The sequence below is a fragment of the Streptomyces sp. NPDC058619 genome (assembly GCF_042717785.1).
GTDB lineage: Bacteria > Actinomycetota > Actinomycetes > Streptomycetales > Streptomycetaceae > Streptomyces.
The window spans coordinates 151,635-177,530 of record NZ_JBHXQN010000003.1; the positions used below are offsets into that span (position 1 = coordinate 151,635).

At 74.2% G+C, this 25,896-nt stretch carries 16 protein-coding genes and 1 pseudogene; 8 read left to right on the top strand and 9 right to left on the bottom strand.

The genetic code is table 11. The features are described from left to right. Positions 1–246: 246 nt before the first annotated feature. A complete protein-coding gene (locus tag ACFWTC_RS04715; protein WP_384026437.1) occupies positions 247–2,604 on the top strand; it encodes a glycoside hydrolase family 3 C-terminal domain-containing protein in 2,358 nt (785 codons plus the stop codon). Further along, positions 2,567–2,851, top strand: coding sequence for a fibronectin type III-like domain-contianing protein (locus ACFWTC_RS04720; protein ID WP_384074050.1), 285 nt, complete (start codon positions 2,567–2,569; stop codon positions 2,849–2,851). Before ACFWTC_RS04715 ends, ACFWTC_RS04720 begins: the two co-directional genes overlap by 38 nt. A 58-nt stretch (positions 2,852–2,909) precedes the next feature. Here ACFWTC_RS04720 and ACFWTC_RS04725 read toward each other — a convergent pair whose 3' ends face one another. Beyond that, positions 2,910–3,617: a hypothetical protein gene (locus ACFWTC_RS04725; protein ID WP_384026282.1), complete on the bottom strand. Its 708-nt coding sequence runs from the start codon at positions 3,615–3,617 to the stop codon at positions 2,910–2,912. 88 nt (positions 3,618–3,705) lie between these two features. Between ACFWTC_RS04725 and ACFWTC_RS04730 the strand changes: the two genes are divergently transcribed. Beyond that, entirely contained in the window at positions 3,706–4,809 is a 1,104-nt protein-coding gene (locus ACFWTC_RS04730) for a LacI family DNA-binding transcriptional regulator (protein WP_384026279.1), read from the top strand. A gap of 148 nt (positions 4,810–4,957) precedes the next feature. On the opposite strand, the gene ACFWTC_RS04735 is transcribed toward ACFWTC_RS04730, so the two are convergent. Then, positions 4,958–6,271: an ROK family protein gene (locus ACFWTC_RS04735; RefSeq protein WP_384026276.1), complete on the bottom strand. Its 1,314-nt coding sequence runs from the start codon at positions 6,269–6,271 to the stop codon at positions 4,958–4,960. A gap of 216 nt (positions 6,272–6,487) precedes the next feature. Here ACFWTC_RS04735 and ACFWTC_RS04740 point away from each other — a divergent pair, with 216 nt between their 5' ends. The 5 genes from ACFWTC_RS04740 (at position 6,488) to ACFWTC_RS04760 (ending at position 12,124) form a co-directional block, all read left to right on the top strand. Further along, positions 6,488–7,807 carry an ABC transporter substrate-binding protein gene (locus ACFWTC_RS04740; RefSeq protein ID WP_383929129.1) on the top strand — a complete coding sequence of 440 codons (1,320 nt, stop codon included), beginning with the start codon at positions 6,488–6,490 and terminating at the stop codon, positions 7,805–7,807. Between the two features lie 9 nt (positions 7,808–7,816). Continuing rightward, positions 7,817–8,830: a carbohydrate ABC transporter permease gene (locus ACFWTC_RS04745; RefSeq protein WP_383929132.1), complete on the top strand. Its 1,014-nt coding sequence runs from the start codon at positions 7,817–7,819 to the stop codon at positions 8,828–8,830. Beyond that, the gene (locus ACFWTC_RS04750) at positions 8,820–9,683 is read left to right on the top strand and encodes a carbohydrate ABC transporter permease (RefSeq protein ID WP_383929135.1); all 864 of its coding nucleotides are present in this window, start codon (positions 8,820–8,822) and stop codon (positions 9,681–9,683) included. Before ACFWTC_RS04745 ends, ACFWTC_RS04750 begins: the two co-directional genes overlap by 11 nt. Continuing rightward, positions 9,680–11,071 (top strand): GH1 family beta-glucosidase, encoded by a 1,392-nt coding sequence (locus ACFWTC_RS04755; RefSeq protein ID WP_383929138.1) that lies wholly within the window; start codon positions 9,680–9,682, stop codon positions 11,069–11,071. Before ACFWTC_RS04750 ends, ACFWTC_RS04755 begins: the two co-directional genes overlap by 4 nt. Before the next feature lie 135 nt (positions 11,072–11,206). Continuing rightward, positions 11,207–12,124 carry an NADP-dependent oxidoreductase gene (locus tag ACFWTC_RS04760; RefSeq protein WP_384026435.1) on the top strand — a complete coding sequence of 306 codons (918 nt, stop codon included), beginning with the start codon at positions 11,207–11,209 and terminating at the stop codon, positions 12,122–12,124. Positions 12,125–12,273: 149 nt separating this feature from the next. Here ACFWTC_RS04760 and ACFWTC_RS04765 read toward each other — a convergent pair whose 3' ends face one another. The 7 genes and pseudogenes from ACFWTC_RS04765 to ACFWTC_RS04795 form a co-directional block, all read right to left on the bottom strand. After that, a complete protein-coding gene (locus ACFWTC_RS04765; RefSeq protein ID WP_384026432.1) occupies positions 12,274–13,992 on the bottom strand; it encodes a discoidin domain-containing protein in 1,719 nt (572 codons plus the stop codon). A 53-nt stretch (positions 13,993–14,045) separates the two neighbouring features. Continuing rightward, on the bottom strand, positions 14,046–15,122 hold the full coding sequence (locus ACFWTC_RS04770; protein ID WP_383929141.1) for a DUF1996 domain-containing protein: 1,077 nt from the start codon (positions 15,120–15,122) through the stop codon (positions 14,046–14,048). Positions 15,123–15,234: 112 nt separating this feature from the next. Next, complete coding sequence (locus ACFWTC_RS04775) at positions 15,235–17,391, bottom strand: discoidin domain-containing protein (protein WP_383929144.1); 2,157 nt, start codon at positions 17,389–17,391, stop codon at positions 15,235–15,237. An 805-nt stretch (positions 17,392–18,196) separates the two neighbouring features. After that, positions 18,197–19,118 (bottom strand): annotated as a pseudogene (locus ACFWTC_RS04780) (methyltransferase domain-containing protein); the annotation flags it as partial. Positions 19,119–19,434: 316 nt separating this feature from the next. Further along, positions 19,435–22,320, bottom strand: a complete 2,886-nt coding sequence (locus ACFWTC_RS04785; RefSeq protein WP_384026273.1) for a poly(A) polymerase — start codon at positions 22,318–22,320, stop codon at positions 19,435–19,437. Next, the gene (locus tag ACFWTC_RS04790; protein WP_384026270.1) at positions 22,320–24,236 is read right to left on the bottom strand and encodes an RNA ligase family protein; all 1,917 of its coding nucleotides are present in this window, start codon (positions 24,234–24,236) and stop codon (positions 22,320–22,322) included. The genes ACFWTC_RS04785 and ACFWTC_RS04790 overlap by 1 nt, the downstream gene beginning before the upstream one ends. A 149-nt stretch (positions 24,237–24,385) precedes the next feature. Then, positions 24,386–25,873: a hypothetical protein gene (locus tag ACFWTC_RS04795; RefSeq protein WP_384026268.1), complete on the bottom strand. Its 1,488-nt coding sequence runs from the start codon at positions 25,871–25,873 to the stop codon at positions 24,386–24,388. Between the last annotated feature and the right edge of the window lie 23 nt (positions 25,874–25,896).

The window sequence follows — 25,896 nt, forward strand, 5'->3', positions numbered from 1 at the left end:
AGGTCGCCGACGGTGCGGACGCGAGGGTCGCGTTCCAGGCGGCCTTTCCGGTGGACGCCGTCTGACAAGTGCACTGTGCGGCACGGATGTTGACAGCATTCGCCGTACGCCTCGATCATGGGGGAGAGCGCTCTCCCAGCTCTCTCAGCTGCTCTTCCGGCATCCGGTGCGAAGGGGTCGACAGGCGTGTATGACGGCGGCGGCGAAGGCAGTGGCGAAAGAAGCGGCGAGGGCAGCGGCGACGACGTGGGGCGGCTCGCGGACAAGCTGGATCTCCGGGGATGCGTACGGTTGTTGACCGGAGCCGACACCTGGCACACTCCCGCCGAGCCGGCCGTGGGGCTGCGCCCGATGGTGTTCTCCGACGGTCCGGCCGGGGTGCGCGGGCCCGGCTGGGACGAGGGCTCGACCTCCGCCTTGCTGCCCTCCGCCAGCGCGATCGGCGCGCTCTGGGACGAGGACCGGGTGTACGGCCTCGGCGTCCTGCTGGGCGACGAGGCCCGCCGCAAGGGGGTCCACGTCCTGCTCGCCCCCACGCTGAACCTGCACCGCAGCCCCCTCGCCGGACGCCACTTCGAGTGCTGTGCCGAGGATCCGGTGCTCGCCGGCCGCACCGGGGCGGCCCTCGTCCGCGGAATCCAGTCACGGGGCGTGGCCGCGACGGCGAAGCACTACGTCGCCAACGACTCCGAGGCCGAACGGCTGACCCTCGACGCCCGGGTGGACGAGCGCGTGCTGCGGGAGCTGTACCTCGTCCCCTTCGAGGCCGCCGTCCGGGCCGGGGTCGGGCTGGTGATGTCCGCGTACAACGGGGTCAACGGCGCGAGCATGAGCGAGAGTTCCCTGCTGGCCGAGCCGCTCAAGGGGGAGTGGGGCTTCGACGGGGTGGTCGTCTCCGACTGGGGCGCCGGCCGGTCCACCGTCGCGTCGGCCCGCGCCGCACAGGACCTGCTGATGCCCGGTCCGGACGGGCCCTGGGGCGAGGCGCTGGTGGAGGCCGTGGAGCGTGGACTGGTCCCCGCCGAAGCCGTACGGGACAAGGCGCGCCGCCTGCTCCGGCTGGCCACGCGGGTGGGCGCCCTCGGCCCCCCGGCCGCGGACGCCCCCCAGGCGCCGGACGCCCTTCAGGTGCCGGACGCCCCCCAAGTGCCGGACAGCCCTCAGGTGCCTGGCGGCCTCCAGGTGCCGGATGCTCCCCGGACCCCGCACGGCCCCTCCGGCCCGCCGGCCCCGGGCCGTCCGGGGCCCGGCGGGCTCGCGGACGGGGGCGCCGCCCCGGCGCGCGAGGGGGTCGCCGTCCTCCCCGAGCCCCAGGAGGCGGCTGTCCGGCGGGTGTTGCGCGAGGCGGCCGCCGCGAGCTCCGTCCTGCTGGAGAACCGGGGCCTGCTGCCACTGGACCCGGGAGGGCTCCGCAGCCTCGCCGTCATCGGCGTGCACGCGGCGGACCCCCGGATCCAGGGCGGCGGCAGCTCCGAGGTGTTCCCGAGCGCCGTCGTCACCCCGCTCGCGGGTCTGCGGGCCGCCCTGCCGCCCGGCGTACGCGTCGAGTACGAGCCCGGTCCGCCGCCGGAGGGGGCCGCCGGGCCCGCGCCGCTCGGTGCGCGGTACGCCCGAGACCCCGAGACCGGCGCCCCCGGCGTACGGCTGCGGGTCCTCGACGCCGCCGGGACCGTACTGCACCACGGCCACCAGCCCTCCGGGCGGGTCCTGGAGCCCGAACTGCTCCCGGGCGCAAGCACGGTAGAGCTGGCGGCCGTGCTCCACCCCGACGCGACCGGGCCGTGGACCCTGGGGCTCGGCGGCTTCGGCGCGCTGAGCCTGGCCGTGGCGGGCGCGCCCGTGCTGGGCGGTACGTTCCCGCCCGAGACCGACGACCCGGCCGTCGTCCACGTACGCCCGCCCCAGCACACCGTCGGCGTCCACCTCACCGCCGGGGTCCCCGTCGATGTCCTGGCCCGCCGCGAGCTGGCCCCCGGCACCGGCCGGGCCACCGTCCTGACCGCCGCCGCGCCCGCCCCCGACCCGGCGGAGGCACTCGCCGCCGCCGTGGCGGCCGCCCGCGCGGCCGACGTAGCGGTCGTGGTCGTCGGCACCACCGAAGGTGCCGAATCCGAGGGACACGACCGGGAAACCCTGGAACTGCCGCACCCGCAAGACGAGTTGGTGCGCGAGGTCGTGCGGGCGAACCCCCGCACCGTCGTCGTCGTCAACGCCGGCGGGCCCGTCGAACTCCCCTGGCGCGCCGTCCCCGGCGCCGTCCTCCTCACCTGGTTCCCCGGGCAGGAAGCGGGCCGTGCCCTGGCCGACGTGCTCCTCGGCCGCGCCGAGCCCGGCGGCCGCCTCCCCACCACCTGGCCCGCCACCCTCGCCGACGCCCCCGTCCGCACCACCCGCCCCACCCGCGGGGTCCTCCCGTACGAGGAGGGGCTGCACATCGGCCACCGCGCGTGGCTGCGGGCGGGCACCGCCCCCGCGTACTGGTTCGGACACGGGCTCGGCTACACCACCTGGGAAGTACGAGCGTCTCGGCACCCCCGAACCGGCCCCCGACGGGTACGAGGTCCCCGTGGTGCTCCGCAACACCGGTACCCGCCGGGGCCGTGAGGTGGTCCAGCTCCACCTGGCGCGGCCCGGCTCGGCCGTCGACCGCCCGGTGCGCTGGCTGGCGGGCTGGACGGCCGTGGAGGCCGCGCCGGGGGAGCGGGTGACGGCCTACGTACCCGTTCCCGCGCGGGCCCTGCGGTACTGGTCCCCGGAAGCCCGGGCCTGGGTCCTGGAGCCGGGCGGCTTCACGGTCCTGGCGGGCCGCAGCGCCGGTGACCTCCCGCTGCGCGCGACCCTGGAGGTCTGAGCGGGGGCACGGCTGGCCGTACCCCGCCGCGCCGCGTTCCTCCCAGGGGAGGGCTCTCTCAGGGAGCGGGCGCGACCGGGCGGGGGGTGACCAGCACCGTGGGGCGGTCCGCGCTGCCGATGACGAACAGCGTCGCCGCGTCCGCGTCCGCCTTTCGCCTTCGCCTTCGCCTCCGCGTCCGCGCCAGGGTCCTGCGGGCCGCCCCACCGTAGGAGATCCACTCGGCCTCGTCGGCCCGCCCGAGGTCGGGTACGGCCTCGTCGGGGAGGTCCGGTGCGAGCCTGACCCAGCCCGCGCCGGTCGTGCGCACGCGGTCCAACGCCCAGGGCTGCGGAAGGTCGTAGGCCTCGGGGTCGTGCCGCCCGCCGGGTCCGGCGCGCCGCATCGGGTCGACGAGGACGGCCTCGCCCCGGCCGTCGAACTCCCCGATGTCCGCCCGGGCGAGGGAGAGCACCGGTTCGTCCATCGCCCGCCGGTTCGCCGCGGCGACCGCGAGGGTCAGCGGGTCCCCGTCGACGCCCACGGCGTCGTGGGACCAGCTCAGCACGAGGGCGTCGGCGCCGCGGCCGAGGCTCAACGCGTCGATCATCACCACGCCGATCTCGTGCAGCACCCGGTCCAACTCGTACTCGGACACGGCCAGGTGGGACGACAGCTCCACGCTGGCCACTGCTCCGACCTCTCCGGCCGGGTCGGCGTCCGCCAGTACGGCGAGCAGGGCCTGGCCTTCGTCCGACAGCAGCGTGCGGAACGTGTCGGGATCCATCCGGTCATGCACACAGCAGGCCCTCCGTGCCGGGGAGGCCGGTCCGGCAGGCGACCGCCGCTCCGGGAGGGGGCGTTACGCTGCGGCCATGGACACTGGGGGGCGTACGGCAACAGGGGCGGGGACCAGGGCGGGCGCGGTGGCCGGGCCCGCCGGGGCAGGGGCGGCGGGGGCGCCGACGCTGGAGGACGTGGCCCGCGCCGCCGGCGTCTCCCGGGCGACGGTGTCCCGGGTGGTGAACGGGGTCCGCAACGTCGACCCGGCCATCCAGGCGGCCGTCCGCCGGGCGGTCGCCTCGACCGGGTACGTGCCGAACCGCGCGGCCCGCTCGCTCGTGACGCGGCGGTCCGGCACGGTCGCCCTCGTGGTCTGCGGCGCCGGGTCCGAATCACCCGGCGGCAGCGACGCGTTCGCGGCCGGCGTCTTCCAGGACCCCTTCTTCGGGCGGGTGGTCAGCGGGGTGGTCCGGGCGCTCCGGCCGCGCGGGGTGCACCCGGTGCTGATGTTCGCCGACGGCGCCGAGGACCGCGCCGAGGTGCTCGCCTACCTCGCGCAGGGCAACGCCGACGGGGCCCTCCTCGCCACCACCCGCCCGCGGGACCCGCTGCCCGGCATGCTCGCCGGGGCGGGGCTGCCCGCAGTCCTGTTCGCGCGCCCGGCGGCCGGGGTGCCGATCGACCACGTCGACCTGCTCCACCGCGAGGGCGGGGCGCTGGCCGCGCGGCACCTACTGGCGCGCGGGCGGCGACGGCTCGCGGCGATCGGCGGCCCGGCCGACGTGCCGGCGAGCCGGGAGCGGCTGGCGGGCTTCCGGGAGGCGGCGGGGGGCCGGGTGCGGGTGGTCGAGGGGGACTTCACCCTCGACGGGGGCGAACGGGCGATGCGACGGCTCCTCGCCGAACAGCGCGAACTGGACGGGGTGTTCGCCGCCAACGACCTCATGGCGCACGGGGCGTGCCTGGTGCTCGGCGAGCACGGCCGCCGGGTCCCGGACGACGTGGCGGTCGTCGGCTTCGACGACTCCAGCGCCGCTGCGGCGTGCCGGCCGCGGCTGACGACCGTGCGCCAGCCGGTGGAGGACATGGCGGCCGAGATGGTCCGGCTGCTCCTGGACCGGATGAGGGGCGCGGCCCCCGCGGAGCCGGAGTCCGTGCTGTTCGCCCCCGAGCTGGTGATCCGCGCGTCGGCCTGACCGGGACCGCGCGGCCCCCGCCCTCGGCCCCGTGCCCGTGCCCGTGCCCGTACCCGTACCCGTACCCGTGCCCGTACTCGCGCCCGCGCTCGGCCCCGTGCCGCCGCACCCGCGCCCGTACCTGCGCCCCTCCGGGATGCGCGTTCCCTCATGCCCGGCGGGCCGCCGCCGCCTCGCCGCGGACGTCCAGGGCCGTGCGCCAGCCCGGGGGTTCCGTCTGCGGTTCGGGGGTCGCGCGGCGGCCGCCCGTCGTGAAGAACGCCGACAGGGGGAGGGTGGCCGCGCCCACCGTGACCGCGTCCGGGCCCAGGGAGCCCATGCTGATGGCCACCCGGCCGGCCGGGTGGCGCAGGGAGTACCGCGTCGCGTGCTCCCGTACCGCGGGGAGGATGTGCGGGCCCAGCATCAGGCCCGCCCAGCCGCCGATCAGGATCCGCTCGGGCCGGAACAGGTTGATCAGGTCCGACAGGCCGGCGCCCAGGTACTCCGCCGTCTCCTCCAGTACCGCCAGCGCGACCGGGTCCGCCGCGTCCGCCGCCGCGAGGAGGGCGGCCACGGCCTCCTCCTCGTCGGCCGAGTCCCCCGGACGCCCGCCCCGCTCGGTCCACCGCGCCAGCAGGGACTCCGCCCCCGTGTACGCCTCCAGGCAACCCAGGGCCCCGCACCGGCACCGGCGGCCCCGTACCGACACCGTCAAGTGGCCCCACTCCAGGGGGGTGCCCTCCGTGGTGCCACCCTCCGGCGAGCCGTCCGTGATCAGGCTCGCGCCGACGCCCGAGCCGAACAGCACGACCACCGCCTCGCGGGCCCCGCGTCCCGCGCCGAACCACATCTCCGCCTGGCCGAGCGTGCGGGCGCCGTTGTCGATGATGTACGGGACCTCCTCCGGCAGGGCCCCCGTCGCGCGCAGCAGCCCCTCCAGCGGCACCGCGTCCCAGCCGATGGTCTGCCCGTGCACGACCGCTCCGCCGGGCGCCCCGCGGTCCACGATGCCCGGGACGCCGACCCCGACGCCCAGCAGCCGTTCGGTACCGACACCGGCCTCGGCGAGGACCGTGGCGATGCCGGTTCGGATGTGGTCGACGATGGGGCCGACGTCGTAGCAGCCTCGCGGCAGCAACGGCATTTCGGTGCGGGCGAGTTCGGTCAGGGTCAGGTCGAACAGCTCGACGCGGACGCGAGTCTCGCCGACGTCCACCCCGATCATGTGGGCGCTGCCGGGCGCCACGCGGAGCAGGGTGCGGGGCCGGCCGCCGTCGGAGTCGACGACGCCCGCCTCCTCCAGCAGTCCGTCCGCGACGAGCTCGCCCACGACATTGCTGACGGATCCCGAGCTGAGCCCGGTGGCGGGCCCCAGTTCCTGCCGGCTCATCGGTCCGCCGAAGTACAGCCGTTGGAGAACGGCACTCCGGTTGCCGCGCCGCAGGTCCCGCACCGTTCGTCCGCTACGCCCCGTGGTCATCTGGCCCCTTCCGCAGTGACGTCGGCGTCACTTCGCTCGCAACATACCCTTGCGCGACCCCTTGACGCGACCCTCTGGCGAGGCTTAACTCACGTCCTAAATTAAGGCCTGGACGAAAACAGGCGCAGCGGAGACGCCGGGAGCGGACGACTCCCGGCACCTCCCCGCCGACCCCGCAGGCCTTCCTCCGACCCTGCCGAAAGGGACCGAGCCGTCATGCGCAGAACCAGAGCCGCCGCAGCCGCCGCCGTCGCAGTCTCCCTCCTCTCCGTGGTCACCGCCTGTGGCGGGGGATCCGCGGGCAACGGGGGCGGCTCCAACGCGGCCCCCAAGGAGCTCACCTACTGGGCCTCCAACCAGGGCCCCGACATCACGGCGGACCAGGCGACGCTCGGTCCGGAACTGAAGAAGTTCGAGGAGCAGACCGGCATCAAGGTCAAGCTCGAGGTGGTCCCCTGGTCGGACCTGCTGAACCGGATCCTCGCGGCCACCGCGTCCGGCCAGGGCCCCGACGTCCTCAACATCGGCAACACGTGGTCCTCCTCGCTCCAGGCGACCGGCGCCCTGCTGCCCTGGAACGCGCAGAACTTCGACGCCATCGGCGGCAAGGACCGGTTCGTCGCGTCCGCCATCGGCTCGGCCGGCGCCGCCGGCCAGGACCCGGCGGCCGTGCCGCTGTACTCGATGTCGTACGCGCTCTACTACAACAAGAAGATGTTCCAGGAGGCGGGCATCGAGAAGCCCCCGGCCACCTGGGACGAGATGGTCACCACCGGCCAGAAGCTGTCCAAGGACGGCAAGTGGGCGCTCGGCGCCGAGGGTTCGAACCTCTCCAACAACATCCACCAGGCCTTCGTCTTCGCCAAGCAGCACGGCGCGGACTTCTTCGACGCCTCCGGCAAGCCCACCTTCGACAGCCCCGCCAACGTCGACGCCGTCAAGCAGTACGTGGACCTGATGGCCAAGGACAAGATCATCGCGCCCGGCAACGCCGAGTACGACAAGAACCAGTCCCTCCAGGACTTCGCCAACGGCAAGACCGCCATGGTCCTGTGGCAGAGCGCCGCCAGCAGCTTCAAGGCGCACGGCATGAAGGAGGGCGACTGGGGCGTGGCCCCGGTCCCGCTCCCCGCCGGCGGCACCCCCGGCTCCGGGAAGAACACCAACTCCATGGTCGCCGGCATCAACATGGCCGTCTTCAAGAACACCGACAACATCGACGGCGCCCTGAAGTTCGTGAAGTTCATGACCAGCGACGAGGAGCAGAAGATCCTCAACAAGACCTACGGCTCCATCCCGCCGGTCAAGACCGCCCAGAGCGACATCGCCTTCGCCAGTGAGGACCTCACGGTGCTCCGCAACACCCTGGCCACCAGCGCCGCCCCGCTCCCGCAGGTCCCGGAGGAGTCGCAGTTCGAGACGGCCGTCGGAACCGCCGTCAAGGAGCTCTTCGCCGAAGCCGCGGCCGGCCGCCCGGTGACCACCGAATCGGTCAGGACACGGCTCACCAAGGCCCAGCAGCAGATGTCGAACTGAGCGAGCCCGATGACCTCCGCGCCCACCACGACCCCGCCCGACGCCAGGACAGGGGGCTCCCGCCCCCCTGCCCGCGCGCGCCGTCCCGGACGCGTCCGCCGCCCGGGACGCGTGCGCCGCGCCGCACTGCCCTACCTCCTGCTGCTGCCCGCGCTGCTCCTCGAACTGCTCATCCACCTGGTCCCGATGGTCATGGGCATCACGATGAGCTTCCGCGAGCTCACCCAGTTCTACATCCGGGACTGGTCCCGCGCCCCCTGGACGGGCTTCGACAACTACGAACTCGCCGTCGACATCAACCGGCCCGTCGGCGAGGCGCTCCTCGGCTCCTTCCTCACCACCTGCCTGTTCACCCTGCTGTCGGTCGGCCTGTGCTGGCTGCTGGGCACCGCGGCCGCCGTGTTCATGCAGGAGACGTTCCGCGGCCGCGGCATCCTGCGGGCGCTGTTCCTCGTCCCGTACGCCCTGCCCGTGTACGCGGCCGTCATCACCTGGGCGTTCATGTTCCAGCGCGACAACGGCATGGTGAACCACCTCCTGCACGACCAACTGGGCCTCGGCGGCGCCGAGCACACCTTCTGGCTGCTCGGGGACAACAGCTTCTGGGCCCTGCTGACCGTCTCCGTCTGGAAGGGCTGGCCGTTCGCCTTCCTCATCGTGATGGCCGCCCTGCAGAACATCCCCCGGGACCTCTACGAGGCGGCCGCCCTGGACGGCGCCGGCATCTGGCAGCAGATCCGCCGGATCACCCTGCCGTCGGTCGGCGCCGTCAACCAGGTCCTGATCCTCGTGCTGTTCCTGTGGACCTTCAACGACTTCAACACGCCGTTCGTGCTCTTCGGCAAAGCGGCCCCCGAGGCCGCCGACCTGATCTCCATCCACATCTACCAGTCGAGCTTCGTGACCTGGAACTTCGGCACCGGATCGGCCATGTCCGTCCTCCTGCTGCTGTTCCTCCTGCTGGTCACCGCCGGCTACCTCCTCTTCACCACCCGCGGCCGGAAGGACGCCGATGCCCGCTAGAGCGCGCAGCCCGCTCGACCCGCCCCCGTCCTTCCGGATGATCCGGGCCGTCTTCCTCACCCTGCTCTCCGGCTTCGTCCTGCTGCCCGTCTACGTGATGGTCACCAGCTCGCTGAAGCCGCTGGGGGACGTCGCCGGCGAGTTCCGGTGGATCCCCAGCGGGCTCACCATCCGCCCGTACATCGACATCTGGCACACCGTCCCCCTCGCCAAGTACTTCGTGAACTCCCTGATCGTGGCGGGCGCCGCCACCGTCTGCTCCGTGGTCATCGCCGTCTTCGCGGCCTACGCGGTCAGCCGCTACCGCTTCCGCGGCAAGCGCCTGTTCACCGTCACCGTGCTGTCGACGCAGATGTTCCCGGGGATCCTCTTCCTCCTCCCGCTGTTCCTGATCTTCGTGAACATCGGCAACAGCACCGGCGTCGCGCTCTACGGATCGCGCGGCGGACTGATCCTCACCTACCTCACCTTCTCCCTCCCCTTCTCCATCTGGATGCTCATCGGGTACTTCGACTCGGTACCCCGCGACCTCGACGAGGCGGCCACCGTCGACGGCTGCGGCCCGCTCGGCGCGCTCTTCCGCGTCGTGATCCCGGCCGCGGTCCCCGGCATCGTCGCCGTGGCCGTGTACGCGTTCATGACGGCCTGGGGCGAGGTCCTCTTCGCCTCCGTCATGACGAACGACACCACCCGGACCCTCGCCGTCGGCCTCCAGGGCTACTCCACGCAGAACGACGTCTACTGGAACCAGATCATGGCCGCCTCGCTCGTCGTCAGCATCCCCGTCGTCGCCGGATTCCTGCTGCTGCAGAAGTACCTGGTGGCCGGACTCACGGCAGGAGCCGTCAAATGACCCTTTCCGAAAGCCTCCCCGCCACCGACGCGCAGACCGTCGACCTCGCCGCCCTGCCCGCCGACTTCGCCTGGGGCACCGCGACCTCCGCCTACCAGATCGAGGGCGCGGTCGACGAGGACGGCCGCGCCCCCTCCATCTGGGACACGTTCTCCCGCGTCCCCGGCGCCATCGACGGCGGCCACACCGGCGACACGGCCTGCGACCACTACCACCGCTGGCGGGACGACATCGCCCTCATGCGGGAGCTCGGCACGAACGCCTACCGCCTGTCCGTCGCCTGGCCGCGCATCGTGCCCGGCGGCGACGGACCCGTCAACGCCAAGGGCCTCGACTTCTACGACCAGCTGGTCGACGGCCTGCTCGACGCCGGCGTCGAGCCCTCCGTCACCCTCTACCACTGGGACCTGCCCCAGGCCCTCCAGGACCGCGGCGGGTGGCCCGAGCGGGACACCGCCGAGCACTTCGCCGCGTACGCCGGCCTCGTCGCCGAGCGCCTCGGCGACCGCGTCACCCAGTGGGCGACCCTCAACGAGCCCCTCTGCTCGGCGTGGATCGGCCACCTGGAGGGCAAGATGGCCCCCGGCACCGCCGACCTCACCGCCGCCGTCCGCGCCTCCTACCACCTGCTGCTCGGCCACGGCCTCGCCGCACGGGCGGTCCGCGCCGCCGCCCCGCACGCCCGGATCGGCATCGTCAACAACCTCTCCACCGTCGAACCCGCCACCCCCGCCGACTCCGACCGCGCGGCCGCCCGCCGGATGGACGGCCACGTCAACCGCTGGTGGCTCGACCCCGTCCACGGCCGCGGCTTCCCCGCCGACCTGCGCGAGGTGTACGGCGTGGACCTCCCCGAACGCCCCGGCGACCTCGACACCATCGCCGCCCCCCTCGACTGGATCGGCCTGAACTACTACTTCCCGCAGGTCGTCACCGCCGACCCGCACGGCCCCGCCCCCTACGCCCGCCAGATCGCCCGGCCCGACGCCCCCCGCACCGGCATGGACTGGGAGGTCGACGCCGACGGACTGGAGACCCTGATCATGCGCCTCCACGAGGAGTACGGCGCCCAGGAGATCCGGATCACCGAGAACGGCTCCTCGTACCCCGACACCGTCGCCCCCGACGGCGGCGTCCACGACCCCGAGCGCAGCGCCTACCTGGCCGCCCACCTCGCCGCCTGCGCCCGGGCGGCCCGCCGCGGCGCTCCCGTGACCGGCTACTACGCCTGGTCCCTGCTGGACAACTTCGAGTGGGCTTACGGCTACGACAAGCGCTTCGGCCTGGTCCACGTCGACTACGCGACCCAGCGCCGCACCGTCAAGTCCAGCGGCCGCCACTACGCCGGCATCATCGCCGCCCACGGCGCCGCCCACCGCTCCGGCTGACCCCCCGCCCGACCCTCCACAGCGCCGCGCCGCGCCCGCCCCGCTTCGGTGGACGGGCGCGGCGTGCGTGGTGGGATGGGCCCCGGGGCGGGGTCCACCACCACACGGAGAGGTCGGAACATGGCCGAGGCCACCATGAGGGCGATTGCCTACGAGACGTACGGCGGGACGGAGGTGCTCGCCGAGACCCGGCTGCCAGTGCCGAAGGTGGGTCCGGGCGAGGTCCTGGTCCGGGTCAAGTACGCGGGCGTCAACCCCGTCGACTGGAAGATCATGTCCGGCGGGCTCGACGCCCTGATGAACGTCGTGTACCCGGTCGTCCCCGGCTGGGACGTCGCCGGCACCGTCGAACGCGTCGGGATCGACACCCCCGAGTACGCCGAGGGCGACGAGGTCATGGCGTACGCCCGCAAGGACTACGTGCACGGCGGGACCTTCGCCGAGTTCGTCACCGTCCCCGTACGCGCCCTGGCGCACAAGCCCGCCTCCCTCGGCTGGGCCGAGGCGGCCGGACTCCCGCTCGCGGGGCTCACCGCCTACCAGGTGCTCACCCGGCTCGGCACCGGCGCGGGCGACACCGTCCTCATCCACGGCGCCGCGGGCGGCGTGGGTTCCCTCGGCGTCCAGATCGCCCGCGCGCTCGGCGCCCGCGTCATCGGCACCGCCTCCCCGCGCAACCACGACCGGGTGCGCGCCCTCGGAGCGGAACCCGTCGCGTACGGGGACGGCCTCGCGGACCGGGTGCGCGCGCTCGCCCCCGAAGGCGCCACCGTCGTCGCGGACTTCGTCGGCGGCGTCCTCTCCGTCACCCGCGAGGTGCTCCACGACGACGGCCGGCACGCATCGATCGCCGACCCCACCGTCACCGGCTCCGGCGGTGAGTGGATGTGGGTCCGGCCGGTCGGCACCGACCTGGCCGAACTGGCCCGCCTCGCCGACGCGGGCAAGCTGGAGGTCACCGTCGCCGAGACCTTCCCGCTCGCCGAGACGGCGGCCGCCTTCGCGCTCAGCCAGGACGGCCACACCGCGGGGAAGATCGTGATCGAGGTCTGAGCACGTTCCGGGCCCCGCGGCACCCGGACCCGGACCCGGACCCGGACCCGGACATGCCGAACCGCGCGCCGCCCGGCGGGGTGGGAGGGCGGCGCGCGGAGTGCGCGGGGAGCGCCAGGGGGCCCGGTCAGGCCCGGACCCCGAACCGGTCAGGCATAGACCCCGAAGTGGAACAGCGAGTAGCCGTAGCCGGTGCCGCGCTGGTTCAGCTCCAGCCGCACGTACCGGCCCGACGCGGTGACGTCGAAGTCGTCGATCCCGCCGTCACCCGACGACGTCGCGTACGCCGTGCGCCACGTCTGACCGTCGTCCGACACCCTGATCGTGTAAGCCCTCCCGTACGCCGTCTCCCACACCAGCTGCGCGTGCTTCAGCTGCCGGACCGACCCCAGGTCCACCTGGAGCCACTGGGAGTCCACCCAACTGGTAGCCCAGCGGGTGTCGCTCCGCCCGTCGGTCGCCAGTTGCGGAGTGCACGGGCAGCCGCCCCAGCCGTCGTTCTGGAAGGTGGACGCGGTGGTCGGCCGGTTCCGGGCCACGTCGGTGCCCGCCACCGGTGGCGGGACCACCCTCACCGACCGCTGCTCCACGCCGACGTTGCCGCGCCCGTCTTTGACCTTCACGTACAGCTTCCACGCACCGGTCTTCGCCGGAGCCGTGACCTTGAGGGTGCCGCCGCCCAGGTGGGTGGAGGGGACCGAGACCAGCCCGCCCCCGCCGTCGACGTACTTGCCGCCCCAGAGCACCTCGTACGCGAGCTGGTCGCCCTCGGGGTCGGTCGCCGGCGCCTGTACGGTGACCTCCCGGCCCGCCGGGACGCCGCCGGGATCCGCCACCGCGGGCACCGAGACGGTCGGGGGCAGGTTGTCCCCGGCGGTGTTCCCGCCGTAGGCCCGCTTGACCGCGTAGTACATCTTGCGACGCTCCCCGGCGGGGGTCAGGTTGAACCAGTGGCCGCCGAAGTCGTACTCGGTGCCGTAGTGGAAGACGGTCGCGCCCAGCGCCACGCCCCGGTGGCCGGTGACGCAGTTCCAGGCGGTGGTGTAGCCGTCCGCCTTCGCCTGGTCGCCCGGCTCCAGCGGGACCCCGTTGGCGTCGTTCGGCACCTCCCATTCGCCGGCCGGACCGGTCTCGGTGATCAGGTACGGCTTGGTGTGGCCGCCCTGCTCCCAGGCCTGACGGACCCCGCACACCTCCTTGTAGGCGTTGACCGAGTACAGGTCCAGGTCGGGGGAGTTGCGCTTGTAGTAGGTCCACGCGCCGGCCCACGCGTCCGTGGAGGTCACCGGGTGGTTCGCGTCGATGCGGTGGATCGCCTTCGCGACGTCGTTGACGAAGGTGGTGTAGGCGTTGCGCTGGTTCTCCAGCTCGGCTCCGGCGTAGCAGTTCTGCAGGCCGAGGACCGACTCGTTGCCGACGTTCCACATCAGCACGGCGGGGTGGTCGCGGTAGGCCGCCACCCAGCGGGAGAACTCGGCCAGCATGGTGCTCTTGGAGCCGGTGTCCGTCACGTAGTTGGTGCAGCCGCCGCTGCCGGGACCGCCGCCCGGCTGGAGCCAGAATCCGGCGACCACCTTGACGTTGTTCGCGGAGGCCGCGTCGAACAGCTGGCGGCTGCTCGCGTCGGTGCCCCACGTACGGATCGTGTTGGCGCCCAGCGATCTCACGTCGGGCAGCAGCCGGCCCGCGTCGGCCGGGGACGGACCCCAGGTGACGCCCTTGACGAGGTACGGCGAACCATCCACCGTCAGCTGCCAGTTGCCCTGGCCACCGGTCACCTTGACCACGCTGCCGGCGGCCTGCGCCGGGGCGCTGGGAAGTACGGTCACGGCGCCGGCGAGGAGCGCGGCCGTGACGAGGGAACGCATGCGGGAGTGCACGCGGGAACCTCCTGGAGGAGTGGGGGGAACGGGGGAGGGGGTCACGGGAGCCGGTAGTCCGGGCCCAGGGCGGCGCCCGCCGCGGGGTGGGTCTCGTCGTAGCCGCGGGCGTTGCACTGGAGCCCGCCGCGGATGCAGTGGTCGACGAGCGCCTTCAGGGTCCGGTCGTCCCAGGCGTTGAAGAAGTCGTAGTGGAAGGAGTGCCCGCTCCCGCTGGAGAGCCGGACCTGCGACATGTCACCGCTGACCGGGAAGGCCATCTTGAACTCGACCATGGGGACGGCGACCGGGTGGCTGGCCGGGCACACGTTGTCGTTGTTGCCGGGCTTCACGACCGGGTAGGCCATGTGCGCCTTGTGGTCAGGGGTGTCCAGGAACGTGCCGTTCCAGCAACTGGGCGACTGCATGCGGATGTTGAGTTGGCTTCCGGGCGGGCAGTGGGCGGGGATCTCGGTGTTCTTGAAGCTCTCGCCGCACTCCCAGCCCTCGACCCAGCCGCGGTGGCCGCGGAACTCGGCCGCCGTCTGCGTCGGACTGCCGACGAGGAAGCGCAGGCCCTTGGGGAAGGGGCGCACGCTCTTGTAGTCGGTCACGCCGGTCTTGTAGTAGATCACCTGCGGTCCGGTCGGCAGCACGGGCTGGTTGCCGTTGTAGAGCGTCGGCATCCAGTACCCGGAGAGGTCGCCGGGGGCGGTGCAGGCGGTGCCGCCCGCGCTGAGCGAGGCGGTGGTGCTGAAGGCGTCCGTCGAGGTGTTGCCCATGAAGGTGTGGTTGTGGGAGGCGCCGGGACGGCCCGCGTAGACGATCGGGTCGTCGGACGCGGTCCTGGTGACGGCGCAGTTGGCCTGGAACTCGTGGAAGTACCGGTCCGGGGGGTTCGCCCAGGACGGGGCGACCCCCGTGACCTGCGGAACCGCCGGGATGTAGCCGTCGCCGTCCGGGTCGTCGCCGGTGGCGAGGGGGGCGACGGCGGCGTGGTTCATGGTCGTGTGGACGGCCGCGCCGCCGTCGGGGGAGGCCTGGGCGGTCAGGGCGAGTCCGCCGAGGCCGGCGGCAGCGGTCACGGCGAGGGCCGCCGAGACCAGTAAGGCGGACAGGGTCCGCGGTCGGAGTGTCATTTCTGCGGCTCCTTCGATGGGGCGGGGTGGTGGGAGAGCGCTCTCTCAGGTGGCCCGGAAAACGCGGGGCGGCCGCCGGGCCGCCCCGCGTCTTCCGGGGGTCAGGGGTGGATCAGGGGAACGAGAGGACGGTGGAGGGGACGGTCGAGGTGCCCGAGGTGGGGGCGCCGATGCCGTTGATGACGTGCTCGTACTGGCCGTTGCCGCCGAGCGAGACGACCAGGAGGTCGTGGAACTTCACTCCGGGCTTCACCGGAGCCTGGAACCCGTGCTCCTGACGGATCGTCGGATCCACGTTGTAGTAGCAGTAGCTGCCCAGGCCCCAGCCCTCGTGGGTGTTGACCGAGTCGGCCACCTTGTAGGCCGCGTAGCCCTTGATGGCGCCGTTCTGGATCGCGGCCTGGTTCGGCGCGTCGTACGCCTTCTCGTTCTGGAAGAAGATCGTGCGACCGCGCTCGCCGTTCCACTCCACGTCGTACTTGTTGAAGTGCTCGACGAACAGCCCGGTGGCGAGCACATCGTCGCCGTTCACGCGGAACCCGTAGTCGGAGCGGTTGGTCTCCCAGCCCACACCGTCGCCGTGGTCGGCCCGCCAGATCCAGGTGTGGTCGACGATCGTGTCGTGGTTGTTGACCACCATGCCGAGCGTCGCCTTGCCGGCGCCGGCGCCGCCGACCCGGATGAAGACGTCCTGGACGGTGGTCGGGTTCGCCGCGTGGTCCGTGGTGGCGCCGGCCGGGCCGACCTCCAGCAGGGTGGGCGAGTTGACGGTGCCGGCGTCGATCAGGAAGCCGGCGAGCCTCACGCCGTCCACGTCGGCGACCTTCATCGCGGTGACCCCGTTGTCCGGGACGATCGTGGCGAGGCCGAGGCCCAGCACGACGGTGTCCGGGCGGTTGACCTGGATGGTCTGGTTGACGTGGTAGACCCCGGGCGTGAACAGCAGGTGCAGGCCCTGCGCCAGCGCCGCGTTGATCGTCGCCGCGCTCGCGCCCGGCTTCACGACGTAGAACTGGCTCAGCGGGATCGACGAGCCCTGCGGCGCGCCGTTGCCCCAGGAGGTGCCGCGGGCGTTGGTGCGCTTGGCCGGGACGAAGACCTTGTAGTCGGCGCCGTCCAGGTACAGGAACGGCTTCTCACGGGAGACGGGGGTCGTGTCCAGGGTGGTGTAGGGCGGGTTCGGGTACGACTGCGCGGGTGCGCCCTGGGTACCGGAGAACACCTGGTTCCACACCGCGTTGGACCAGCCGCCGATCGAGCTGTCACGGGTGTACCACTGCTGCTGCGAGTAGTTGCCCACCTGGCCGTCGACCTTGGAGTCGGCGATGTAGCCGCCGGAGGCCCAGCCGTAGCCGTTCGGGGCGAGGTTCAGCCCGCCCTTGACGTGCATCCGGCGGAACGGCGCGGCCTGCGAGACCGCCCAGCGGTTGGTTCCGCTGACCGGGTTCAAGGCGAGGTTCTCCGCCGAACGCCAGAAGTTCTGCGTGGCGTTGCCGCCGAACCAGCCCGCGTCCACGGTCACGTCGCCGTTGATGGTGGTGTCGTCGGGATTCAGGCCGAGGCCCGAGACGGAGGTGTAGAAGCCGATCTGCGCGTTGAGCCCGTTGTACGTGCCGGGCTTGAACAGGAACTGGTAGCGGCCCGAGCCGAACTGCGCCGACTCCTGCTGGGCGAAGACCTGGTCCAGCCTGGCCTGGATGTTCGGCGTCGACGGGTCGAAGACGATCACGTTCGGTCCGAGGTCGCCGCCGCCGGGGATGACCGGTCCGGTGCCGGTGGTGCCGTAGACCTGGAACTCCCAGAGGGAGTAGCCGTATCCGGTGGTGCGCTGGGTTCCGTACACCCGCACGTACCGGGCGGTGCCGGTGACGTCGTGGGTGACGTTGCCACCCGCGCCGGCGGTGGTCGAGTAGGCGGTGGACCAGTTGGAGCCGTCAGTGGACAGCTCGACGCGGTACGCCTTGGCGGCCGCGGCCTCCCAGCGCAGTACGACCTGGCTCAGCTGGGCCGGTGCGCCGAGGTCGACCTGTATCCACTGCGGGTCGGCGAACTGGCTGGACCAGCGGGTGCCGTTGTTGCCGTCGACGGCCGCCCCGGCGGGGGTGCCGGCGCCCTCCAGGCTGGAGGCGGTGGCTGGCTTGCCCTGCGACAGCAGGACGGGGGCCGCGTGGGCGGCGGTGCCGGGCAGCAGCACGAGGAGGGCGGCGACCAGCGCCGCGGCGAGCGCCGCGACGGCGAGGCGCGGCGGGCGGTCGGAGAGAAGGGGCATGCGGGGTGCTCCTGACGTCGGGGATCCGGGGGGATCGAAGCGTGAGTGAACTGCCCGCAGAGGAGGCCGTCAAGGGTTTGAGCGTTCATGAACTGAAGGTCAAACGGTCTGTCAATTACGCATCAGGGCTGTGAACTTGGAGTTTCTTCAATCCTTGTGAAAAGTGTTGACGAAAAAACCCGGCAGCGCTGTACTGAGGCTCCTGACCGCTCCGTCCCGCCGCGCCCGCTGGGCGGGGCGGAGCCCGGGGAAGCGTTCGGGAAGTGTCCGAGCCGTGGGCCGCTGCGGCGACGTGCGTTCGTTAGTCGTCGCTGTGGACGCGCGCCGCGGGCTGCTCTGCCACCGCCCTCGGGGCCCGGCCCGCCGCAGGCCGGTACCCGGGCCGGTCCGCGGAACGGCTCGTGCAGGGGGAGAGCCGTTCCGGTACCCGGGCCGGTCCGCGGAACGGCTCGTGCAGGGGGAGAGCCGTTCCGCGGATCGCCTGCGGTGCGGGTGCGGGTGCGGGGCTGCCCCGTGCGTTCGGCCCGCGGCCTGGCAGGTCCGCATGTTCAGGAGTTCCGCATGCGCCATGCTGTCGGTCCAGCGTCACCGGGACGGCACCGAACATGACGTCGTCCACGGTGAGGACAAAGACGGGGCTCAACCTCCGATTCCGGTCGACGCGGCCGGCGCCCGCCGCGGCGACGCGGTCCTCGCCGGGCGCGCTGACCCGGACGGGACGGAGGGCCGACGGGGTGGCCGCGGAGCGTCCCGGCCCCGGCACGAGGGACACGTCACCGCCGACCCGGCGGACGCCGGGGTCTGCCGAGCCGAGGTCGTCGCCGAGGCTTCGGGCCGCCCGCTGGTCGGCCTCCGGCCCGGCCTCCGTCCACACGGGCGTCACACAGCGCACATGTTCCTTCAGATACGGACCCGCTCGGCGCAAGTACGCCTCGGACAGACCGTCCGTGCAGTCCCACGGGACGGGCACCGGTTCAGCGCGCCTACGCCGATCGCCTCGGCCGTCCCGGCGAGCGAGGGAAACCCCCGTGAGGGCGGTGGCGCACTCGGGCAGGTAATCGCGGGTGGCCCAGAACCGGTCCTGCCATGCGGGCTCGTCGGGGTCGAACGTGAACACCACCACGCGGTGAGCCACGCGCCGCACCTCGCGCAGCCCCGTCATCGGGTCCTGCCCGTGGTGAACGGTGGAGACGGCCATCGCGACGTCGAAGGAGCGGTCCTCGAACGGCAGGTTCGCCGCGGCGGCCACGCACGGCGCCGGGCCGGCAGGCCGATGCCCCGCACGACCGCCGACGGTTCCACCGCGGTCCCGTCGCGATCAGTCGGTGTCGGCCCCGGTGTCGAGGACCTTCTGCGGTTTCCCCGAGACCGTCCGGGATCTGCACGGCGATCTGCGGCTCGGTGCGCCGCGGCTCGGTGCGCCGTGTCGCGGTGCGCCGTGTCGCGGTGCAGGCGCGGCCGATCGCGTCGTACAGCCGTGCGCCGGGCATCTCGAGTTGCTGCTCCGGTGTCACCTTCGGGCCCTTCGCCCGGGTCTTGAGTTCCCTTTCGATGACCGCCACGACGGCGTCGGCGTGATCACGCCGCTCCAGCAGGCCGCGCGGCCGGCGCAGGTACGTGCCCGGGTCGGTGGACGAGTCGCCCACCGGCTCCGCCGCCTCCCGCAGCCCGAAGCGCAACCACCGGTAGGCCAGGACCTCTCTCAGCCGTCCCGCGTCTCCCGCTGAGCTCCCCACGGCACCGACTGCGCCGCCTGACGTCTCGTGAGGGCCAAGAACGGCACTTCCAGCGGCAAGCGCCGAAGCGGATGCCACGGCCGCGCGCCGCACTGCTGTCAGGGCCGGATCCCTTCCCGGAGCACCGTGCCGCTCGCGCCTCCGCGCGGTCGCCGGAACCCACCACCCCGGCCGCTTCGCACGGGTGCCCCGGCGCCGGGCTCCCCGCGTGCCCGGCCCCCGACCGACCGGCGCCCCTGGCAGCCCTGGCGGCCGGTCCCCTGGAGCCCGCATCGGTCCACGCGGGCACCCCGGCGCGGAGTGGCGCTCAGGGGAGGTCCGGGACGTCTCCGCCCGGGGCCCAGGTGACCTCGACCCCCGGCAGGCCGGAGGACCAGGGCGCCGCCAGCCGGGCCAGCCGCGCGGCGTCCGGCGGGGTCGAGCCCAGGCCCACCGCGTACCGGACCAGGCCCGGCCCCGCCTCGAAGGGCCGCGGCCAGGCGTGCGCCTCCGTGACGCCCGCCTCCTCCAGGGTGACGAGCAGCGCCCGCAGCCGGCCCCGCGTGCGGCCGAGGGCGTCCTCGAACCCCCCGGCGGCCGGCGTCCGCACCGTCACCACCGCCCACGCGGCGTGCCGGCGGTGCAGCGGAGGTGCGGCCAGGACCGCGTCGAAGGCCCCGGGGTCCGCCTCCAGCGCCTCCCAGGCCCGGTACAGCTCCCGTACCAGCAGATCGCGCATACCGGGCCCCACCTGGGCGGTACAGCTGCGCACCGGCTCCGACGGCGTCAACACGGTCACCGCACCCGTGCCGAGCGGCGACCGGGCCGGTTCCGGGAACAGGGCCACCGGGTCCCGCCAGTCCCAGGCCGCCCACGTGGCGAAGAACTCCCGGCGCAGGGAGGCGGGTTCCATCGGGCCCGCCTCCCGCACCGTGCGCGCCGCGAGCACCGCCCAGGCGATGCCGGGCAGCCCGCCGAACGGTGCCGAGTCCAGCCCCCGGGCGCGCGCCCACGCCTTGACCTCCCGGGCCAGCCGGGTGAACGCGGCGGTGTGCTCCGCCCCCGTGGCGTCCCGTACGGCGTCGGCGTCGCTCAGTGCGCTCAGCGCGACGGCCGCCGCCTCGCCCAGCTCGGCCCGCCGCGCGAGCGCCCGCGCCGGCTCCAGCGGGCCGCAGCCCACCACGGCCAGGTCCACCTCCAGCGGCCCCACGCGGAAGCGCAGCCCCGGCACCCGGGCGCCGGTCACCTCCCGCGTCCGCTCCGCCTCCGGGAGCCCCGCCGTCAACCTGCGCCGTACATCGTCCAGTTCGGGAGTCCCAGGAAGGGCCGCCACCAGGTCGAGATCCGCCCGGGAGAGCGCGCAGCGCATGCGCCGCGACCCGGCGACCCGGACCAGCCCGTCACCGAGGGCCGTCGCCACCCGCCCGGCCACGGCCCGGGCACGTTCCTCGGCGGCCGCCAAGTCGCCGGTCGCCCGCTCGGGCCCGCCCCGATCCACCGGCTCGGCCGTCCACCGCACCTCGCCCGTACCCAGCGCCACCGTCGCCCGCACCCGCATCGGTCCGTCCCCGCGCCGCGAGAGCACCGCCAGCTCCCCAACCCGCACGGACGCGATGCCGCCGAGCCGGGCCTCGCACTCGGCCAGCAGGCGCTGCGGGTCCCGGCTCCGCCCCAGGGTCAGGTGCGGGGTGTAGCCCCGCTCCGCGTCGGCGCGCCCCCGGCACCCGGGGAACCGCTCGACCAGTGTCCGCCGCAGCTCCTGCCACGGCGCCGCACCGGCCGCCGCCGGATCGAGCCACACCGTGGCGTCCTCGCGGTGTCCGAAGCTGTGCACGCCCTCCGTGCGCCCGGTGAACTCCGGTACTCCTGCGGCCGCCTCCGCCAGCAGGGGCAGGGCCTCCTCGAAACAGTGCTCCGGTACGAAGCCGAACAGCAGGTTCACGTGCGCCGGCCACCGGTCGACCCCCGGATCGTGCCTGCGCCGGAGGTCCGCCACCCGCGGGTCCTCCGGCGGCAGCCAGGCCACCGCGGTCCGAGCCGTCGCCGGTACGCCGAGCCGCGCGGGACCTCCGGCCTCCCCCGCCCCGAACTCCACCGTGGCCTCCACCCCGTAGTGGTCGGAGATGAACAGCCCCTCCGGACCGGGCGCGTCCCCGCGCAGCCCGGCCCGCTCCACACGGGCTCCGGCCGACCCCAGCAGGATCCGGTCCAGCCGTGCGGCCCGACCCGACAGGGATCCGACCGCCGCGAGCGGATTGGCCGTCGGGTCGAACGTCGCAGTTCCGTCGGCCGCCCCGTGCACCTCGCTCCAGGCGTCCCGCATGCCGAGCGCCGCCGCCGGCCCGTCCGCCCCGGCCCGGCCGTCGTTGAAGTCGCCCAGCAGGGCGACCCCTGCCCCGGCCTCGGCCGTGACCCCGCCGAACCCCTCGGCGAGGAGCGCGAGTTCGACCGCCCGCCGGGCGTGCCCGTCCTGGGTGTGGTCGCTGGTCAGGTGCGTGGCGGCGACGACCAGCGGGCCGGCCGAGGTCTCCACCGCCACGGCGGTGACCGCCTTGTGCGGGCCCAGCGCGTGCGCCGCGGCCTCCCGTACGGGCAGCCGGCTGAGTACCAGCAGTCCGTGCTCGGCGACGTCCCGACCGGCCGGATCCGTGCCCACGGCGTAGGCGGCCCGCACCCAGGGCGCGGCCAGGAGCATGCGGAGCAGTTCGGGCTCGACCTCCTGGAGCGCGATGACGTCGGCGTCTGCGGCCGCGAGGTCGGCCAGCAGCAGCGGCCTGCGCCGGGCAGTGGCGATACGCGGGGCGTCGTACCGGTCCCAGAGCGTGTTCCACGTCAGGAGCCGTACCCGGTCGGGGGCGCCCGCCCCGCGGCGCGGCCCGGCCTCCGCCGGCCGCCACGCGCCGCCGCCCGCCGGATCCCACGCGTACGGGGTGCGGGCGGTGAAGAACGGCGCCCGCAGCAGCCGGGGGTCGCGGACCCGCCCCGCCGACGTCGCGTCGATCCGGTCCAGGCCGGTGGCGCGGTCCCACACCGGTTCGCCGTCCGCCTCGACGAACAGCACGCGGTGCCAGGGGATGTCGCCGCCGGGCACGAACGACGGCAGCGGCACGCGTTTCGGCGCGGCCCCGCGCTGGAGCAGCCCGAGCACGAACCGCGCCGGGTCGAACCGGGGGTCCCAGCGGACCTGGTGGTACAGCTCCTCGCTCGTCCGCATCAGTGGTCCCCGCCGTTCGCGGCCAGGCTGCCGGCCGTGTCCTCGACGTGCCCGCCCGCGCCGATGTACCACGTACGGTGCGCCTGGCCCGGGTAGGGCGGGCTGAACCGGTGGAGCTGCGAGCTCAGCACCTGCGGGGGCACGGGGTGCGGGCGCCCTGCGTTGCGGCGCACCAGCTCCTCCTCGCCGACGAGCACCACGGCGTGCGTGACCAGGGCGTCGCGGCGCCGGGCGATTGAGCCGGCGAGCCCGCGCTGCTGGTCGGTGAGCGAGGTGGCGTCCCACACCACCGTGCCGCCGCGGGCCAGGGCAGCGTCGAGCCGGTCCAGGCCCTCGCTCAGCACGGCCGCGTTGGCCCGCTGGTCCGCCCGCGACCCCCGGGCGCCGCGCAGGTCGTCGAGACTGATGCAGGTGTCCACGCCGGGCAGAGCCCGGCCGAAGGTGCTCTTGCCGCTGCCCGAGGGACCGGACAACTGCACCAGGCGGGGAAACGATCCGTCACGCCACCGCCAGGTCGCCGCCACGGCCTCCTCGGCGCCCGTGCCCGCGCCCGTGCCCGCCCCGGCCCCGGGGCCCAAGATCCGCCCCTGCGCGAACGCGCGCCGCGCCTCGGCCCAGCAGCGGTCCGCCGCGTCCGCCCCGAGCCCGGCGAGGGACTCGCGCAGGGCCGCCCGCAGGGACCGGAGCGGGTCCGTGCCCAGCAGCCCCGCCTCTTCGGCACACAGCGCCGACCACTCGGTGCACTCCCGCGCCGCGGCGCCGTCCGCGTCCCCGCCGGGGACCAGGGTGCCCGCGAGCGCGTGCAGCACCCCGAGATCGGCCGCCGCGGACAACCGCACCAGCCCGGCCCGCCGCTCCGCTTCCGGGAACGGCCGCTGGAGGTACGGGTACAGCCCCACGAGGTCGGCGACCCGGCGCGCGAGCGGCATCCCGAGCGGCCCCGCCGCGAGCCGGGCGGCGATCCGGGCCCGCGGCGCACCGTGCAGCACGGCGGCCAGCACCCCGGCCAGCCGGTCCTCGCCCGTACGGCCCCACCCGTCGACACGGGCCGTCACCTCGGCGACCGCCCCGGCGAGGTCGGCGCCCCCGGCGAGCGGGGTGCCCCCTGCGTTCCCAGCGTTCCCCGCGTCCCGGGCAACCGAGGCGCCCCGGGCGGCCCCGGCAACCGAGGCGGCCCCGGCAGCCCAGGCGTCCCCGGAGTCCGCCGGGACCCCCGCCCCGTCGGCGGTCATCCCCACCGCCCCCAGCAGCCCCGCCACGTCGGCCTCGGCCCCGGACCGGACCGCCCACAACGGAGCCGCCGGGCCCAGCCCGTTGGGAACCACCGTCGCGAACATCCAGTGCGCGTCCGTCTGTACGTGGCCGCCGCGCACCCACTTCGCCACGCACCGCCCGAAGTCCTGCCGGGCGAAGCCGTCCACGGTCCGTACGACGTACCCCTCCTGCCGGGCCGTGTCGACCTTGAGCCGGCGCAGCGCGCGCTCGTCGTAGGTGCCGCGCCACAGCACGCGCGGGGTGGGCACCCCGAGACCGCGCAGGAACCGCACGGTCCGGTCCCAGTCCAGGCAGTGCTCGCCGTCCCACACCGAGAAGCCGTAGAACCAGCTGTCCAGGTCCTCGTACGCGAGCGAGTGCCGCGCGTACAGGTTCTCCCCGCAGACCCGCCGGCCGGGCGGGATCCCGGCGCCGATCCGGCCCTGGAGGCCCTTGACCCACGCCCGCGAGGGATGGTGCGCGGAGTCGAGCGACCGCGCGTGCAGGCCGTCCGCGTACAGCGTGGTGTTCTCCCCGTCGAGCTTCTCGGTCACCACGACCTCGCGCCCGGCCATGCCGCCCGGCCCGGTGGCCCGCACGTCGTCCGCGGTGGCCCCGGGAGACCAGGGCAGATGTGCCGTACGGGGGTAGTGCGTGCGCATGATCCGCTCCTGCTCGACGATCCGGGGCCCCGTCACTCTAGGTATCCGGTCCCGGGAGCGGCCACCGATTAACCCCGCCGCCGGGCTCCGCCGTCGCCCCGTCGCGCACGTCGCGCACGTCGCACGTGTCGCACGCGTCGCCCCGCCCGTCAGCCGCCGACCGGCACCGCCGCGGCCAGCCGGCCGCCCTCGGCGAAGTGCAACCGGTCCAGCCGGGCCGCGTACGGCCAGCCCGCCGCCCGGTAGAAGCAGAGGTCGCTCGGGATCGGGACCTCCCGCAAGTCGGCGGCGTGCGTGCCCTCCGGCAGCTCGGCGGCCGCCGCGAGCAGCGGGTCGGTGGCGCCGGCCCACTCGCGCACGGGCGCGGGCCGCGGCCAGGGCTCGCCGGTGTTGGGCTGCATCCACCGGGAGTCACAGGCGACGCGGCCCGCCAGGTCGGCGCGCTCCGCGGCCTGCCGGGCCAGCCGGGCGTACGTCATCAGCAGGTCCGGCAGCGACTCGGCGACCAGCGTCACCTCGGGGTACTCCCGCAGCTCCTTGGGGCTGGTCGACACCGAGACGGCGTACCCCCACCGCCCGCTCTCCCGGTCGAGGCGGATCTGTACGAGGACGCCCTTGCGGCCGGAGTCCATCCGTGCCACCGGCCAGTACGTTCCGTCACCGCCCAGCATCCGGTGCAGCTCGGCGTCCACCGCGTGCTCGGGGCCCCCGGGGAGCAGCCGCAGCGCGGGCAGCCCCGTCACGGTGACCCCGCCGACCTCGCGGAGCACGCCCCGGACGTCCTCGGGCACCGGGACCCCCCAGCCGTCCATGTCGGCGTCGGCGCAGCCCGGTTCGAGCCCGACGAATCCGGGGAGCCGTACGGCCAGTTCCCGCAGTTCGGCCACGGCCCGCCCGGCGGCGTCCACGGGAACGGTGTGGCGCCGTACGGCCCGGCCGAGGAAGTCGCCGCTCACCACGCTGCGCAGCAGGAGCGCGCGGCCGTCGCCCGCGATGCGGAACTGGACCTCGCTGCTGCCGGTGTCGGCGGTGTTGTGCGCCGTGGAGAAGTACGGCTCCCAGACCACGGAGCAGGGGTAGCCGGGCAGGGTGCGCAGGTCCACCAGGTCGGTCAGCGGATCACCGCGCCCGACGAGCGCGGCGAGTTCGGCGTCGGTCCCTTCGGCCACCTCGACGCTGGAGGTCGCCGCCGCGGCGTGCTCGGCCCGCGGCTGCTCCTCCGCCCCGGCGGCCAGCCGCTCGGTGACGCCGGCGAGCCAGCCCACGAAATCCGCCGCCCGGACGGTGACGTCCGGGTCGTAGCCCGACGCGTTGACGCCCACGACGGGACCCCAGCTTTCGGCTCCGACCCCGACGATCAGCGAGCCCTCGCCGAAGTCGATCTCGCCGAGGGTCCAGTAGCCGTCACCGAACACCGCGCGTCCGCGCGGCCCGAAGCGGTACTCGTGCTCCTCGGTCTCCAGCCCGCCGATCTCCCGGAGCACGGTCCGCACGTCGTCCGGCACGGGGACCTTCCAGCCGTCCAGCTCCGCGTCCGTGAACCCGTCGAACAGCTCGACCTCGTCCGCCCGCTGCTGCGCCAGTTCCTTCAGCGCCCGCACGGCCGCCGACGCCGCCCGCACTCCCGCGTCGTTCATGTCTTCCGCTCCCGAGTCGTCCG

Bases quoted from the DNA above. Each gene is read 5' to 3' on its own strand.
- ACFWTC_RS04740 (WP_383929129.1), top strand. From the start codon at position 6,488: ATGCGCAGAACCAGAGCCGCCGCAGCCGCCGCCGTCGCAGTCTCCCTC.
- ACFWTC_RS04745 (WP_383929132.1), top strand. From the start codon at position 7,817: ATGACCTCCGCGCCCACCACGACCCCGCCCGACGCCAGGACAGGGGGC.
- ACFWTC_RS04770 (WP_383929141.1), bottom strand. From the start codon at position 15,122: ATGACACTCCGACCGCGGACCCTGTCCGCCTTACTGGTCTCGGCGGCC.
- ACFWTC_RS04755 (WP_383929138.1), top strand. From the start codon at position 9,680: ATGACCCTTTCCGAAAGCCTCCCCGCCACCGACGCGCAGACCGTCGAC.
- ACFWTC_RS04725 (WP_384026282.1), bottom strand. From the start codon at position 3,617: ATGGATCCCGACACGTTCCGCACGCTGCTGTCGGACGAAGGCCAGGCC.
- ACFWTC_RS04790 (WP_384026270.1), bottom strand. From the start codon at position 24,236: ATGCGCACGCACTACCCCCGTACGGCACATCTGCCCTGGTCTCCCGGG.
- ACFWTC_RS04795 (WP_384026268.1), bottom strand. From the start codon at position 25,873: ATGAACGACGCGGGAGTGCGGGCGGCGTCGGCGGCCGTGCGGGCGCTG.
- ACFWTC_RS04760 (WP_384026435.1), top strand. From the start codon at position 11,207: ATGAGGGCGATTGCCTACGAGACGTACGGCGGGACGGAGGTGCTCGCC.
- ACFWTC_RS04750 (WP_383929135.1), top strand. From the start codon at position 8,820: ATGCCCGCTAGAGCGCGCAGCCCGCTCGACCCGCCCCCGTCCTTCCGG.
- ACFWTC_RS04775 (WP_383929144.1), bottom strand. From the start codon at position 17,391: ATGCCCCTTCTCTCCGACCGCCCGCCGCGCCTCGCCGTCGCGGCGCTC.
- ACFWTC_RS04765 (WP_384026432.1), bottom strand. From the start codon at position 13,992: ATGCGTTCCCTCGTCACGGCCGCGCTCCTCGCCGGCGCCGTGACCGTA.
- ACFWTC_RS04730 (WP_384026279.1), top strand. From the start codon at position 3,706: ATGGACACTGGGGGGCGTACGGCAACAGGGGCGGGGACCAGGGCGGGC.
- ACFWTC_RS04785 (WP_384026273.1), bottom strand. From the start codon at position 22,320: ATGCGGACGAGCGAGGAGCTGTACCACCAGGTCCGCTGGGACCCCCGG.
- ACFWTC_RS04735 (WP_384026276.1), bottom strand. From the start codon at position 6,271: ATGACCACGGGGCGTAGCGGACGAACGGTGCGGGACCTGCGGCGCGGC.